Origin of the sequence: Salinarchaeum sp. Harcht-Bsk1 (genome assembly GCF_000403645.1) — an archaeon.
Classification (GTDB): domain Archaea; phylum Halobacteriota; class Halobacteria; order Halobacteriales; family Salinarchaeaceae; genus Salinarchaeum.
The window spans coordinates 650,455-663,425 of the sequence record NC_021313.1; the positions used below are offsets into that span (position 1 = coordinate 650,455).

General features: G+C 68.0%; 16 protein-coding genes. 10 read left to right on the plus strand and 6 right to left on the minus strand.

From position 1 onward, the window contains the following. Nucleotides 1–70 precede the first annotated feature (70 nt). The 4 genes from L593_RS03120 (at nt 71) to L593_RS03135 (ending at nt 3,175) form a co-directional block, all read left to right on the plus strand. Complete coding sequence (locus L593_RS03120; RefSeq protein WP_020445471.1) at nt 71–1,360, plus strand: lactate racemase domain-containing protein; 1,290 nt, start codon at nt 71–73, stop codon at nt 1,358–1,360. Nucleotides 1,361–1,468: 108 nt separating this feature from the next. Then, nucleotides 1,469–1,636 (plus strand): protein translocase SEC61 complex subunit gamma, encoded by a 168-nt coding sequence (locus L593_RS03125; RefSeq protein ID WP_020445472.1) that lies wholly within the window; start codon nt 1,469–1,471, stop codon nt 1,634–1,636. 2 nt (nt 1,637–1,638) lie between these two features. Beyond that, nucleotides 1,639–2,091: a transcription elongation factor Spt5 gene (locus L593_RS03130; RefSeq protein WP_020445473.1), complete on the plus strand. Its 453-nt coding sequence runs from the start codon at nt 1,639–1,641 to the stop codon at nt 2,089–2,091. A gap of 253 nt (nt 2,092–2,344) precedes the next feature. Then, nucleotides 2,345–3,175 (plus strand): hypothetical protein, encoded by an 831-nt coding sequence (locus L593_RS03135; RefSeq protein WP_020445474.1) that lies wholly within the window; start codon nt 2,345–2,347, stop codon nt 3,173–3,175. Between the two features lie 63 nt (nt 3,176–3,238). Here the strand turns inward: L593_RS03135 and L593_RS03140 are convergent, their stop codons facing one another. Further along, on the minus strand, nt 3,239–4,660 hold the full coding sequence (locus L593_RS03140; protein WP_020445475.1) for an MATE family efflux transporter: 1,422 nt from the start codon (nt 4,658–4,660) through the stop codon (nt 3,239–3,241). Nucleotides 4,661–4,805: 145 nt separating this feature from the next. Here L593_RS03140 and L593_RS03145 point away from each other — a divergent pair, with 145 nt between their 5' ends. Further along, nucleotides 4,806–5,570, plus strand: a complete 765-nt coding sequence (locus tag L593_RS03145; protein WP_020445476.1) for a DUF7001 family protein — start codon at nt 4,806–4,808, stop codon at nt 5,568–5,570. A gap of 196 nt (nt 5,571–5,766) precedes the next feature. Next, nucleotides 5,767–6,159, plus strand: coding sequence for a thioesterase family protein (locus L593_RS03150; RefSeq protein ID WP_020445477.1), 393 nt, complete (start codon nt 5,767–5,769; stop codon nt 6,157–6,159). Nucleotides 6,160–6,189: 30 nt separating this feature from the next. Here L593_RS03150 and L593_RS03155 read toward each other — a convergent pair whose 3' ends face one another. Together L593_RS03155 and L593_RS03160 are read right to left on the minus strand one after the other, a co-directional pair. Further along, nucleotides 6,190–6,981 carry a class I SAM-dependent methyltransferase gene (locus L593_RS03155; protein WP_020445478.1) on the minus strand — a complete coding sequence of 264 codons (792 nt, stop codon included), beginning with the start codon at nt 6,979–6,981 and terminating at the stop codon, nt 6,190–6,192. After that, nucleotides 6,978–7,880 (minus strand): thiamine-phosphate synthase family protein, encoded by a 903-nt coding sequence (locus L593_RS03160; protein ID WP_020445479.1) that lies wholly within the window; start codon nt 7,878–7,880, stop codon nt 6,978–6,980. The genes L593_RS03155 and L593_RS03160 overlap by 4 nt, the downstream gene beginning before the upstream one ends. 137 nt (nt 7,881–8,017) lie before the next feature. Here L593_RS03160 and L593_RS03165 point away from each other — a divergent pair, with 137 nt between their 5' ends. Next, the gene (locus L593_RS03165; RefSeq protein WP_020445480.1) at nt 8,018–9,517 is read left to right on the plus strand and encodes a lipase maturation factor family protein; all 1,500 of its coding nucleotides are present in this window, start codon (nt 8,018–8,020) and stop codon (nt 9,515–9,517) included. A 44-nt stretch (nt 9,518–9,561) separates the two neighbouring features. Here the strand turns inward: L593_RS03165 and L593_RS03170 are convergent, their stop codons facing one another. Next, nucleotides 9,562–9,939, minus strand: a complete 378-nt coding sequence (locus tag L593_RS03170; protein ID WP_020445481.1) for a thiol-disulfide oxidoreductase DCC family protein — start codon at nt 9,937–9,939, stop codon at nt 9,562–9,564. 183 nt (nt 9,940–10,122) lie between these two features. Between L593_RS03170 and L593_RS03175 the strand changes: the two genes are divergently transcribed. Both L593_RS03175 and L593_RS03180 read left to right on the plus strand, forming a co-directional pair. Further along, nucleotides 10,123–10,308, plus strand: coding sequence for a hypothetical protein (locus L593_RS03175; protein WP_020445482.1), 186 nt, complete (start codon nt 10,123–10,125; stop codon nt 10,306–10,308). Nucleotides 10,309–10,407: 99 nt separating this feature from the next. Further along, nucleotides 10,408–10,902, plus strand: coding sequence for an RNA-binding protein (locus tag L593_RS03180; RefSeq protein WP_020445483.1), 495 nt, complete (start codon nt 10,408–10,410; stop codon nt 10,900–10,902). 155 nt (nt 10,903–11,057) lie between these two features. Here the strand turns inward: L593_RS03180 and L593_RS03185 are convergent, their stop codons facing one another. Continuing rightward, a complete protein-coding gene (locus tag L593_RS03185) occupies nt 11,058–11,816 on the minus strand; it encodes a DUF1028 domain-containing protein (RefSeq protein ID WP_020445484.1) in 759 nt (252 codons plus the stop codon). Nucleotides 11,817–11,966: 150 nt separating this feature from the next. Here L593_RS03185 and sepF point away from each other — a divergent pair, with 150 nt between their 5' ends. Beyond that, nucleotides 11,967–12,326 carry a cell division protein SepF gene (sepF, locus tag L593_RS03190; RefSeq protein ID WP_020445485.1) on the plus strand — a complete coding sequence of 120 codons (360 nt, stop codon included), beginning with the start codon at nt 11,967–11,969 and terminating at the stop codon, nt 12,324–12,326. 107 nt (nt 12,327–12,433) lie between these two features. Here sepF and L593_RS03195 read toward each other — a convergent pair whose 3' ends face one another. Then, on the minus strand, nt 12,434–12,781 hold the full coding sequence (locus tag L593_RS03195; RefSeq protein WP_020445486.1) for a NifU family protein: 348 nt from the start codon (nt 12,779–12,781) through the stop codon (nt 12,434–12,436). Between the last annotated feature and the right edge of the window lie 190 nt (nt 12,782–12,971).

Here is a 12,971-nt window from a genome sequence, read left to right on the forward strand (position 1 = left end):
ACCCCAGTAGCAGTCGGTGGAATCGCCACGGGTCGCACACCTTTTGGCGCAGCCGAGCAGAGGCACCGGCATGGAACTCCCGCTGGGCGAGGGAACGATCGACGTCGACCTGCCCGACTGCGACGTGACGGTTGCCGAACCGCCGGGCGGCGAGCCCGTCGACGTTCCCGCGGCCGCCGAACGAGCGCTGGATCGGCCGCTCGGCCCGTCGATCGCGAACCGCGCGTTCCCGGGGGACGACGTCGCGATCGTCGTGACCGACGTGACGCGAGCGACGCCGGACGACGTCCTGCTCGACGCGTTGATCGGACGGCTGACGAACGCGGGCGTCGAGAGATCGGACGTGACGATCGTCGTGGGCCTCGGCCTGCACCGGCCGCTCACCGACGACGAGATCGCGGAGGCCTACGGCGAGTACGCCGACCTCGTGGTGAACCACGATCCAGACGAAGCGACTGCCGTCGGGCACATCGACCCGGCCGTCGCGGGCGAGGCCGAGCGAGGATCGGCAGGCGCGCTGGGAGCGCAGGGCGTCCCAATCGAGGTGAACCCCGCCGTGGCTTCGGCCGACCTCGTGCTCGCGACGGGGATGGTCGAGCCACACCAGTACGCGGGCTTCTCCGGCGGAGCGAAGACCGTCGTCGTCGGTGCGGGCGGCGAACCACTGATCCGGTACACGCACGGGCCGGAGCTGCTCGGCCGGGACGGCGTCCGGCTCGGTCGGATCGAGGGGAATCCGTTCCGCGACTTTCTGGACCGAGCGGGGGAACTCGCCGGGCCCGACTTCTGCCTGAACGTGACCCACGGCCCGAGCGGGATCCTCGACGTCGCGGCGGGCTCGCCGCGACCGGTCGTGCGGGAACTGGCGGATTCCGCGAGGGAGGCGCTCTCCGTGCCGGTCGATCGGGCGTACGACGCCGTGGTCGCGGGCGTCGGCGCGCCGAAGGACGCGAATCTCTACCAGGCGAGTCGGGCAGCGACGTACGTGGCGCTCGGCGATCGCAACCCGCTCCGCGAGGGCGGACGGATCGTCGTGCCCGCAGCGCTCCCCGAGGGCGCCGGCGAGGGGACTGGCGAGCGACGATTCCTGGAGTGGCTTTCCAACGGATCCAGCGCCGACGCGGTCTACGAGGCGATGGCGAACGGGTACGAACCCGGCGCCCAGCGGGCGTTCGTCCTCGCGCGGGTCCTCCGCGAGTTCGACGTGTACGTGACGAACAGCCAGGCGCCGGCGATCGTCGAGGATTGCCTCATGCGGGCCGAGGAGACGGTCGCCGACGCGATCGAACCCGGTAGCGACGTGCTCATCGTACCCGACGCCATCGACACCCTGCTGGTCGACCCGGATCGGTCGAAGTAGCCACTCGATCGCGATAGGATGCCTGCAGGGCAGCGGGATTGCGCCGTTGCCGCGTCCCGCCCACATCAACAGATAGAAAAACCGCGCTGGAGTAGCCCAGACAAGACCATGCGCGTTCCAACCGACCTCAGCTCGTACGTCCGGGTGCTCCGGATGGCGAGTACCCCGTCCTGGGAGGAGTTCTCCCAGGTCGCCAAGATCGCGGGGGCAGGGATCTTGCTGATCGGCATGCTCGGCTTCGTGATCTTCCTGGCGATGAGCCTCCTCCCCTCCTGACCATGCCAATCTTCCACGTCAAAACCACGGCCAGCCAGGAGCAGACCGTCGCGGACATGATCGTCAACCGCGAGGAGGAGACCATTCACGCCGTCCTCGCGCCCGACTCGGTCACCAGCTACGTGATGGTCGAGGCCGACAGCGCCGCTGTCTTCGAGCGCATCCTCGACGAGATCCCCCACGCACGCGGCGTCGTCCAGCGCGACGGCGAGGCAGCCGGCAGCGGGTTCTCCGAGGTCGAGCACTTCCTCTCGCCGAAGCCCGACGTCGAGGGCATCGCCGAGGGCGACATCGTCGAACTCGTCGCCGGCCCGTTCAAGGGCGAGAAGGCACAGGTCCAGCGCCTCGACGAGGGCAAGGATCAGGTCACCGTCGAACTCTACGAGGCGACCGTCCCGATTCCGGTCACCGTCCGCGGCGACCAGATCCGGGTGCTGGACTCCGAAGAGCGATAACCGGCGGCGTTCGCTTCTTTGCTCTTCACAGTGGGTAGCGCGGCTTTTCGCCCACGTTTTCGGCGAAGCGGGCGCGTCAGCGCCCGCGAGCCGATAAAGGTGGGAGCGGATCCACGTGCCGGACTCCGAAGAGCGGTACCCAGCTGCGATCCGGTTCTGCGTCCGCTGCACGCAACAGCGCGGACAAGTCGAACAGCTCCTCGCATCCTATCAGCCAAAACGTATTTTGAGCAGTCGTCGGTGACTTTCGCCCATGACCGATTCGCAGCGGCGACAGTTCCTCGTGGGCGTGGGCGGGCTCGGGGCGGCCACGCTCGCGGGCTGTAGCGGGATCCTGGGTGACGGGAGCGGAAACAGCGGCGGGTCGATCCCGGCGTACGCCGACTGGGTGCCAGCGACGGTGCGCACGGAGAACTGGGAGTACGGCGTGAGCGCCGTGGACGTGGATCGCTTCAAACGAGAACTTCCGGCCGCCCGCAGCAGTCGGTTCCGGAGCGACGTTTCGAGCTTCGCCCAGGCGCTCGGCGTCGAAGAGAGCCGGTTCGATACCGTCGTCCAGATCGAAGAAGCGGAGCAACCCACCCACACGATCATCACGGGCTCCTTCGACGTCGACGCGATTCAATCGCGGCTGGAGAGCTCCTTCGAGAACGAAGCGTACAGAGGGTACAGGGTACTCGGCATCCGGTTGGCGATCTCCCAGGACGCGATCGTCTCGAGTACGTCGTTCGAAGACGTGATCGACGCGAAAGAGGGCGTCGTCGACCGAATCTACGAACGGCCCAACGCGTGGAGCGATGCGCTCAGGGATGCGGGCACGGCAACCCTGAGCAGCGTGAGCAGGCACTCCGGAGAGCCCTATCAGTTACTCGCGACGGCCATCACGAGTCCGGACGGCGACGCACTCGACGTCGTCGGACACGCCCACTTCCCAGACGCGGAGGCCGCGAACACCTACTCGGCGGAAGTCGGTCCCGCGATGGAGGAGCACGGCGAAGACGTCGGTCCCCTCGAAATCCGGACCGTCCAGACGAACGGTGCCGTGGTCCGCGTCGAGGCGCGTGCGACGAGCTACGACTTCTGACCAGCGACGGCCGAGTCGAGCAGGTTCACCTCGATCGAGGAAACGGCGACACCGACGCGAGGCTCACTGGTCGATTGCCACGGGGGAGTCCGTGAGACCAGCGTCGACGACCGACTCCCGCCAGGTGCCCCGCATGAACCAGGGAACTGCGACGAGAGCACCGACGACGTCGCCGACCGACATGCCGATCCAGATGCCGAGCGATCCCCAGTCGAGGACGATCGCGAGCCCGTAGGTCGCGGGGAGGCGAGCGACCCACAGGATCAGGAGTGCGACCGCGAGGGCGTGCTTGGTGTTGCCCGCACCGCGGAATCCACCGAGGACGACCTGCAGGACGCCCATGAACACGAACTCGATCGAGCGGATCCGGAGGTACTGACTGCCGAGGCGGATCGACTCGGCGGTGTGCTCGGAGTCGGCACCGAGGATGGCGGCGACGATGGGTTCGGGGAACGCCGCCGCGACGATGGCGACGACGAGCATCGTCCCGCCGACGACCGCCGACCCGAGCCAGACTGCCCGCTCCGCTCGATCTGGTTTCTCCGCGCCGAGGTTCTGCCCGACGACGGTCTCGGTCGCCTGCCCGACGCCGATCGCCGGGAGGACGACCAGCGAGACGAGCCGATTGACGACGCCGTAGGCGGCCGCGACGGGCGGTGCGAACAGCGCGACCAGCGCAGTCAGGAGCACCATGGCGACTGCCACCATCGACTGCTCGAGCGCGGTCGGCGTCCCGATGCGGACGATTTCGCGGACGGTCGGGAGTTCGAGTCGGAGGTCCCCGAGCGCGATGTCCGGGCCGCGATTCGTCCGGAAGAGGACGTACATCCCGGCGACCGTCGCGAGGCTCCGGGAGAACACCGACGCCATCGCCGCGCCCTCGATGCCGAGTTCCGGTGCGGGCCCCAGGCCGAAGATCACGATCGGGTCGAGGACGACGTTGATCGCGACGCTGATCGCCATGATCCGCATCGGCGTGTGGGTGTCCCCGTAGCCCCGCATCAGGGCGGTGAAGACGTAGAAACCGAAGATGAACGGCGTGCCGAGGAAGACGATCGTCAGGTAGTCGCTCATCAGCGGCAGCACCTCCGCGCCGGTGTCCGGGTCCGCCGGGAGGGCACCGAGCAGCGGGTCGGTTACCAGCACGCCGAGGATCCCCAGCCCGATCGAGAGGAGGCCGACGAACGCGATCGCCTGGCCGGCGATTCGGCCAGCGTCCTCGCTCCCTTCGGCGCCGGTGTACTGCGCCACGAGGATCGCCGCGGCGGTCGTGAAGCCGCCCGCGACGGAGAGCAGGAGGAAGAGAATCGGGAACCCGAGGCTGATCGCGGCGACCGCCGTCGGATCGTACCACCCCAGGAACACCGTGTCCGCGAGGTTGTAGGTGACCTGGAGGAGCTGGATCGTGACGATCGGCCACGCGAGGTGGAACAGCGGCCGCGCGAGGCTGCCCTCGGTCAGGTTCCGTCGTGGGTCTCCGGGCACTGGTCGGACTGCGTCGCCGTCCCGTAAGAATCTTCCAGAACCCGTCGGTTTCGTGGCCGACTCAAACAATGTGGACCCGACGCTCGGGCAACCCCGGTCCGACGAAGCGGTGCGCTCACAAACCTTCGGGTGGTACTACCACGTAATGGTCGATCGCGTGTCGCTGTACGCTGCGCCGACGACGGTCGCTGAAGTCGAGCCGATCGCAGAGTGGCTAGACTCGCGCATCGACGCCGACGTCGCGGTCCGCGATCGGTTCCTCGACGTGCACCGTACCGAGGACCTCCCCGAGCGCTTCGCCGAGGCGAGAGTCGCCGATCCCCACGACCCCGCCACCGGGAACACGATGCTCGGAATCGTGCGCTACGAGGAACGCGCACTCGAGGACCCCGAACGCGAGGGCGGCGTACTCTACGATGGCACCCAGGTCCAGTCGGCGCTCAACGCCGCGGTGCCAGCGGCGGAATCCGGACTCGAACACGCCCACGTCGCACTCCTCGATCGTGCGATCGGCACCTGGGGCGATCACGACGGCCGCTGGCACAAGCGCGTCGCCGTGCTCGGCCAGCCGGCGATCGTCTCCGTACCGGGCCTCTACGAGGCGCCCGCCAAGCCAGAGGCCTACTACAAGGAAAAGCAGCGGCACGCGCTGCTCTCTGGTGATTCGCCGCCCCGGGAAGTGCTCGAGAACCAGGTCGAGGGCGACTTCCTGATCGAGGACGACCCACGGACGACCGAGGCGCTGTGTGGGTACGTCCTTGCAGCGTTCCACCTCCTCGATACCGGCGAGGCTTTCTGCGACGCCGAGGGTTGCCGACTGTTCGACGCCCATTATCAGGCCGATCTGGTCGATGCGCAACTTCGGGAGCCCGAGTTCTGCGATGCGCACGCCGAACGCTACGGCCGGTAGCGCCGCTTCGAAGTCGTCGGCTTTCCTCCCGTTTCGAAGTCGTCGGCTTTCCTCCCGTTTCGAAGTCGTCGGCCCTCGTCCCGTTTGGAAGTCGTCTGACTCACTCCCGCTTCGAGATCGTCTGTACCGCTCCCCTGGCGCCGGCGAGCACCTCGCCCACCGCCGGGTTGATGCCACGGCCCGCCGATCTCCAGGCATGGCCATCACGACGGAAATCGACGTTCGCTACCGTGACCTCGACATCCTCGCCCACGTCAACAACGCCGTGATCGCGACCTACGTCGAGGAGGCACGCCTGGAGTATCTCGATCGGGTGTTCGACGTCGGGTTCGAGGACTACACGTTCGTCATCGCACACATCGAGATCGACTTCGAGCGCCCGATCGAGACGGACGGGTCGGTCACGGTGACCGCCGAGGTGCCGGAACTCGGGACGAGCAGCGTGCCGATGCGCTACGAGATCGTCGCCGACGGCGAACGATCTGCGACGGCGGAGACCACGCTCGTGTTTCTCGACCAGGCAGGGGAGTCCACCGTGCAGATCCCCGACGACGTTCGGGCGCGCATCGAAGCACACGAGGGGCTGTAGCTGCCGAAAAGTCGTTCCACGGCGTGGCGTTCAGCGCCGTCGGCCGGCCGTAAGCTCGACGAGATCGAACAGGTGTGACTCAGTGAGCGTCGGGTCGGTCCGTTCGTGGACGACGTCCCCGGCCGCTCGCACGCGAGCGTCCAGCGCGTGTGACAGGTCGCGCTCGTAGCGAAGCTTCGTCGTCGGAGGGGTCGAGAGTATCGTCGCCACGGACAGTGCCGAGTTCGCGAGCGGCGCGAAGGCGTGCTCACTCCGCCGGAGGTGAAGCAGGGCGACGTGACCGTCGGGCCCGAGGTGGTCGATCCACTGGTCGACCGACGCAGCTGGCTCCTCGAGCATCCCGACCACGAAGGTCGCGAGCACGCCGTCGAGTCCGGGGTCCTCCGGTCCGGTCTCGGACCCGGGCGCGGCGAGCGGCAGTTGCGTTCCGTCGGCCCGGAGCACCTCGACCTGGGGGTACCCCCGCGCGTTCCGCCTGGCCCGTTCGAGCACGCCGCGCGAGCGGTCGACCCCGATCACGGTCCCGCGGGGACCGACCTCGCGAGCGAGCAGCTGGAGGTTCGCACCGGTGCCACAGCCGATCTCGAGGACGGTGTCGCCACGTTCGAGGCAGAGCGCGTCGATCGCGCGACGGCGGAGCCGGCCGACGAACGGCGCGTACGTCGCGAGCAGATCGTACAGACTCGCCCAGCGGTCGTAGAACCGTGTCGCGTCGTCGGCATCCTGCGCGAGACGCTGCTGATCGGAGCCGTGGAATCGGGCGGCAGACCTCGAGGGCGACCCAGAAGAGGCACGACGGCTCTGACCGCCCGTGTCGCTCATGCTCGGCAGACCTCTCGGATCGTCTGCGCGAGCGATTCCGGGTCCGGTCCGAGCACGTAGACGTTCGGTTCGACGCCGAACCCGCCGGTCTGGTAGGCGACGGTCGCGTCGGGGTTCGACGCAACGACCTCGCCGACGGCCTCGTCGGTGGGCTCTTCAGCGGGGAACTCGATGGTCTCGTGGCCGAGGGACTCCAGCGTCGCCACGATCTCGGGGTCGTACCGAACGTTGATCGCCGCGCGGGCGTCGCTGCCAGCTTCCCTGGCGGCGAGGAGGACGCCCGCGACGTGCTCGCTGACGCCGAACTCCGGATCCCCGGAGCCCGTCGCTCTGCCCTTGACGTCGACGATCCGCCCCGGCACCGCGGCGACGTCGTCGATGGTCGTCGCACCCGGGACGCAGGCCACGAGGTTCGAGCCGACGTTCGGCAGGAGGCCAGCGAAGCCCGACGTCGATTCGAGGGTGCGGAGGCCGCGTCGGAGCGAGGCGAGCGTGCGCTCGCTCGTGCGGAGTTCGCTGTCGGGGTCGTGGACGCGGAAAGCGCCCCCGTGCTCGGAGAGTTCCGGGACGACCGCCTCGTGCATCGCCGCGAGCAGGTCGCCGTCCTCGAGTTCGCGGATCAGGACCTCGAGTTCGATCAGCGCCTGGACGCGGGTGATCTCGCCGCTCGCGAGTCCGTCGGCGAGTTCGTCGACCGTCTCGCGGACGCGCTGGTCCGACTCGATCCGTTCGGTGCGTTCCACCCCGCCGCCGGCGTACTTCGAGACGGCGCTCTGGGAGATTCCGAGGAGTTCGGCGACTTCACGCTGGGTTCGCCCGGCCTCGAGGAGCCGTTCGGCGAGCATCGCCCGGACGGTGGGAAGGAAGTCGTCGACGACGATCTCTTCGACGAATCGCATGCTCGCTCGAACCATCGCTCCGCCGCCAGATAACTCCCTGGCATCGGGCTGTATCTCGCGATGGACAGCGGGCTCCTGCATCTATCCGTGGCCGTCGACCCCACCGCTTACGTCGATCGCGGGCGCACCCTCCGGCCGTGTTCGCCGGCCCCGAGGACTACTGGCTCGTTCGCTTCCTCCTCCAGCGCGGGCTGGCACTCCTCTACCTGCTGGCCTTCCTCGTCGCAGCCACCCAGTTCCGACCGCTCGCGGGCGAAGACGGGATCCTGCCCCTCGATCGCTACGTCGAGCACGCCGAGTTCGCCGAGCGCCCGAGCCTGTTCTACTACGTCCCCAGCGACCGCGCCATCGGGATCGCAGCCTGGAGCGGCGTCGCCCTCTCCGCGGTCGCGCTGCTCGCGGGGCCGTACTGGCTCGCGGTCTGGCTCCCCGGCTGGACCGCGATTCCGGCGTCGATGGCGCTCTGGCTCCTCCTCTGGGGCCTCTACCTCTCCTTCGTCAACGCCGGGCAGTTGTTCTATGGCTACGGCTGGGAGTCGATGTTGCTGGAAACCGGCTTCCTCGCGGTGTTCCTGGGCGCGGGCCCGGCTGGCCCGCCGGTCGTGGTCGTCTGGCTCGTGAAGTGGGTCTGCTTCCGCAACATGTTCGGAGCGGGGCTGATCAAACTCCGCGGCGACGAGTGCTGGCGCGACCTCACCGCGATGGACTACCACTACGAGACCCAGCCGATCCCGAATCCCGTCTCGTGGTTCGCCCACCACCTCCCGGATCGATTCCACCGCGTCGAGGTGCTCGGCAACCACGTCGTCGAACTCGCCGTGCCCTTCCTGCTGTTCGCGCCCCAGCCCTACGCGAGTCTCGGCGGCGCGGCCATCGTCGGTTTCCAGGCCTGGCTCATGCTGACCGGGAACTTCTCCTGGCTCAACGCGCTGACGATCGTCCAGGCCGTCGCGGCGTTCACTGACAGCGTCCTCGCCGCGGCGTTCGTTCCGGTGGGGACGATCACGGCGGCACTACCGGCAGGCCCGAGTGCCGTCGGCGCCGCGCCGTCGCCGCTGATTCCCCTCCAGATCGCCGCAGTGGCGCTCGCGCTGGTGGTCGCGTTCCTGAGCGTCAGGCCCGTCCAGAACATGCTCTCCGAGCGCCAGGTGATGAACACTGCCTACGACCCGCTCAGTCTCGTGAACACCTACGGCGCGTTCGGTTCGATCACGCGCGATCGCCACGAACTCGTGATCCAGGGGACGACCGACGAGCGGATTACCGAGGACACGGAGTGGCAAACCTACGAATTCCAGGGCAAGCCGACGGACGTGAGCCAGCGGCCACGCCAGGTCGCGCCGTATCACCTCCGACTCGACTGGCAACTCTGGTTCGCGGCGATGCGCCGGACGCCACGCCGGGTTCCGTGGTTCACCCGGTTCCTCGGAAAGCTACTCGCTGCGGACGAGGCGACCCTGGCGCTGCTCGAGACGGATCCCTTCGACGGCGATGCACCGACCTACGTCCGCGTCGAGCGCTATCGCTACCGGTACACCACGCCCGAGGAGCGGGCGGAAACCGGCGACTGGTGGGTGCGAAATCAGGTCAACACGTACGTGCCCCCGGTGGCAGTCGAGGAGCTCCAGCGCGGTTGAGTGAGACGCTGGGAGGCAGGCTGCATCGACGAACCGAGCGGGACTCAGTCCCCGCTCCGCGCCGGCGGCGGTCGCGAGACGAACTTCCCGAGCGTGGCGCGGTGGTCCGCGACCCACCGGTAGCCCGCCTCGCGAACGCGGTCGTACTCCTCGAAGCCGCTGGCGAACCGGACGGCGTCGGCGACCGGCCCGCCCAGGCCAGTCATGAGGAACGCCTGCTCCATCGCGGCGCCACAGGAGTAGATTTCGCCGTCGGTGACGAGGTGGGCACACTCCTCGTAGTCCTCGGGCAGCCGCTCGCGGAGGTCTTCGGAGAGCTCCGAGAATCCCACGATCGTGACGTCGGAGCGTTCGGCGACGAACTCCACCCAGTACGTACAGAAGCCACAGTCGTCGTCGAAGACCAGCGTCGGTGGGTTCATACTCGACGGGTTGGGACGGAAGACGGATGCCCGTTACGGCGACGAACCCCCGATGGCCAGGGACGTGACGACTGATCGGGATCCGGAGGGCCCGCGACCGGTGGAACGGGCCGGAGCGTACACAGTGGTCCGGGCCGACCCAGCGCACCGAACACCGAAGGGGACGGGCACGCACGACGTGGTATGGAGCGATCGATCGAGTCGATCGTCGCGGGGGGACTCGCGCTGCTCGCCGGCCTCTGGACACTCGAAGCCGCACAGTTCGTCGGCCGGTGGCATCTCGCAGGCGGCGTCGTTGCGGTACTCGGACTGCTCGCGATCGGCGCGGGGATCGCCCGCGACCTGCACTACGGTCCACTCGCAGAGTGACCCAGTGCCCTGGCGATCCGCTGTCTCCCGAGGCTCCCAGGCTCTCCAGGCCGGCTGCAAGCGCAAGGCATAGGACCAGCCTCGCCCGACACTGGGGTAATGGAGATCAGCTCGCGCCACCACCTGCGCAGCGACGAGGTGTCCGCGATCGAGGACGCGATGGCCGACCAACTGGGCGTCGAGGTCGACGGCGACAGCTACGAACTCGTCGAACTGGCCGACAGCGAGTTCGACCTCGTGCTCGTCGACGGCGAGCCGGACGTCCTCTACGTCGAGGACGAGGCCGGCGAGGCCGAACCGTTCCTGACCGTTCGCGGCGCGAACCGGTTCGAGCCCGAGACCCACGTCGTTACCGTCGACGCCGGCGCTGTGTCGTTCGTCTCGGACGGCGCGGACGTGATGCGGCCGGGGATCGTCGAGGCCGACGAATCGATCGAGGAAGGTGACCTCGTCGCGATCGCCGAGGAGTCACACGGCAAAGTGCTCGGCATCGGCCGCGCGATGGTCGGCGGCGAGGACATGGTCGGCGACAGCGGGAAGGTGGTGAAGTCGGTCCACCACGTCGGCGACGATCTGTACCAGTTCGTGGTCTGAGGGCTGCTGTAGTATCGTTCTCTGGCTGCGACACCGCGATAGCAGACGGCGGGGACCTTTCCCAGACTCACCCGACGACGGTTAGGGAGGGAAGCTACGATACGTTGGATCGCGTAGGCGACCGCAGGTAGCGCCCGCTGTGGCGGCGGCTGTCCTCACTCCTCGCCCGAGGCGTCGATATCGTCCTCCTCGTAGGCGTCGCCATAGCGTTCCAGGGTCTGCACGTAGCTGTCGTGGGCGAGTTCGTAGGTCTCGCGGAGGTCGTCGATCGGCGTCTCCGTGGCGTCGACGCGGAGGTCCGCGTAGGAGGGCGAGAACTCGCGGTCCTCCGTTCGGGTGACGATGAGTGCGGCGGACTGGACAGTGAGTTCTTCGCGCTTGTCGCCGCCAGCCTCGTGGCCTGCTTCGAGGGCGTCGATCAGTCGTTCGGCGAGCGGCGCCGGGTCCGTACCGTCGGTGCCGGGGCGGGCAGGGCCAGCAGGCTCGTCGTGGCGCGATTCGGCGTATGCCTCGGCGGTCGCGTCGATCGTGTCCTCGCCGACGAGCAGGTTGCCGGCGACGGTGAAGTCGTCCTCCTCGCGGTGGCCGTACCAGGGTTTGCACTCCTCGCCGGAGAAGGTGAAGGTGCCGTCGCGGTCGACGCCGTGGAGCTGGCGCTGAGCCGAACCCTCGTCCGCGGCGAGGAGGGCATCGAGGGCGTCCTCGACGTGGAGTCCGTCGGCGAGGTACTCGATGCCGCGCTCGCCGAGTTCGACGTTGACCAGGCTCTGGGTCGCGACGGCGCCGTATTCGTTCGCGAACGGGCAGAGCGTTCCGACCGCGGCGAGCCTGGTGGTGACGGCAACGCCGAAGCGGTACTGCTCCTCGCCGTCGGGGTCGGTGTACGGTTCCCGGACGCAGATACTGAATGTCATAGCATTGCGTTCACACCGGAGCACCGTGAGCGCTGGGACGAGCGAAGATATCGCACGGTCTGGACGAGGGATGCGCGCAGAGAGAGCGCGGGAGACGGCGAGACTCCGTCTGACGTAAGACCTTTACCGGTTCCGGCGGTCCGGACGCCTATGGGACTGATGAGCAAGATCCTCGGCGGCCGGGGCTCCCGGGAGCTCGACGACTACGCCGAGCTCGACGTGGGCGGCGTCGACACCACGGTCGAGGACGCCTCCATGCAAGTCTACGTCGCGGAGATCGCCGACCAGCAGGACGCACTGGAGATCAAGGACGCCGTCTACGACGGCCACCTCGTCGTCGCCGACATCACCCGCCTGCGCACCGAGGACCAGACGACCGAGCACATCGTCGAGGACCTCCGGCAGGTCGCCGACGAGGTCGGCGGCGACATCGTCAAGAAGGGCGACGACCAGCTGATCGTCACGCCGGCGGGCGTGAAGATCAGCCGCGAGAAGCTCGGCAGTCGGTAAGCTGTTTCGCTCGTTCTCCCTGCAGTTTCGACTACTGGAATCGACGTCCGATCCGCAGCGGCGACACCTCTGGTGCGAGTAGCGACACCGAAAATCGATCGACCCGTTCAGGACCAGCGGCTGCCCTTCACGTCGCCGCGGCCGCCCTCGGTCCGGTCGATACCCATGATCGACTCCTCCTGATCGACGCCGAAGGACTCGCCACTCTCGGGGACACGGACGGTGACCTCCTCGATCTCGTCCCAGGTGATCAGCTCCTGCTCGATGTTGCCCGACGTGATGTCACCGACGTCACAGCCGGCACAGCCGCCGCCGAGTTCGATGACGACTTCGCCGGTCTCGGGGTCGGCCTTTCGCACGTTCGAGGTCCCGCCGTGCATCTGGATGATCGGCATCTGGCGAGTGAGCCACTCCTCGACCCGCTCGGCCAGTTCCTCGTCGCGGACCTCGCTCATGTATCGGGGTTGGTGGTCGGCGTGGAAAGAGGTTCTGTTTGGGAAAGGGTCGAACGCTGTCGTTTGTTCACGCATGGACCGCATTGTGACAGCGACAGCAGACAGCTTGGAAGCCCCCTCCCGCTCGACCGGCCGCGACTCGTTGAGCGCTTCGTTCGCTCGCTACGCTCGCTCACTGCAGTGCTTCCGT

Coding starts and splice junctions, on each gene's coding strand:
- L593_RS03125 (WP_020445472.1), top strand. CDS start 1,469: ATGCGCGTTCCAACCGACCTCAGCTCGTACGTCCGGGTGCTCCGGATG.
- L593_RS03155 (WP_020445478.1), bottom strand. CDS start 6,981: ATGAGCGACACGGGCGGTCAGAGCCGTCGTGCCTCTTCTGGGTCGCCC.
- L593_RS03170 (WP_020445481.1), bottom strand. CDS start 9,939: ATGAACCCACCGACGCTGGTCTTCGACGACGACTGTGGCTTCTGTACG.
- L593_RS03185 (WP_020445484.1), bottom strand. CDS start 11,816: ATGACATTCAGTATCTGCGTCCGGGAACCGTACACCGACCCCGACGGC.
- L593_RS03150 (WP_020445477.1), top strand. CDS start 5,767: ATGGCCATCACGACGGAAATCGACGTTCGCTACCGTGACCTCGACATC.
- L593_RS03175 (WP_020445482.1), top strand. CDS start 10,123: ATGGAGCGATCGATCGAGTCGATCGTCGCGGGGGGACTCGCGCTGCTC.
- L593_RS03120 (WP_020445471.1), top strand. CDS start 71: ATGGAACTCCCGCTGGGCGAGGGAACGATCGACGTCGACCTGCCCGAC.
- L593_RS03180 (WP_020445483.1), top strand. CDS start 10,408: ATGGAGATCAGCTCGCGCCACCACCTGCGCAGCGACGAGGTGTCCGCG.
- L593_RS03130 (WP_020445473.1), top strand. CDS start 1,639: ATGCCAATCTTCCACGTCAAAACCACGGCCAGCCAGGAGCAGACCGTC.
- sepF (WP_020445485.1), top strand. CDS start 11,967: ATGGGACTGATGAGCAAGATCCTCGGCGGCCGGGGCTCCCGGGAGCTC.
- L593_RS03145 (WP_020445476.1), top strand. CDS start 4,806: ATGGTCGATCGCGTGTCGCTGTACGCTGCGCCGACGACGGTCGCTGAA.
- L593_RS03160 (WP_020445479.1), bottom strand. CDS start 7,880: ATGCGATTCGTCGAAGAGATCGTCGTCGACGACTTCCTTCCCACCGTC.
- L593_RS03195 (WP_020445486.1), bottom strand. CDS start 12,781: ATGAGCGAGGTCCGCGACGAGGAACTGGCCGAGCGGGTCGAGGAGTGG.
- L593_RS03135 (WP_020445474.1), top strand. CDS start 2,345: ATGACCGATTCGCAGCGGCGACAGTTCCTCGTGGGCGTGGGCGGGCTC.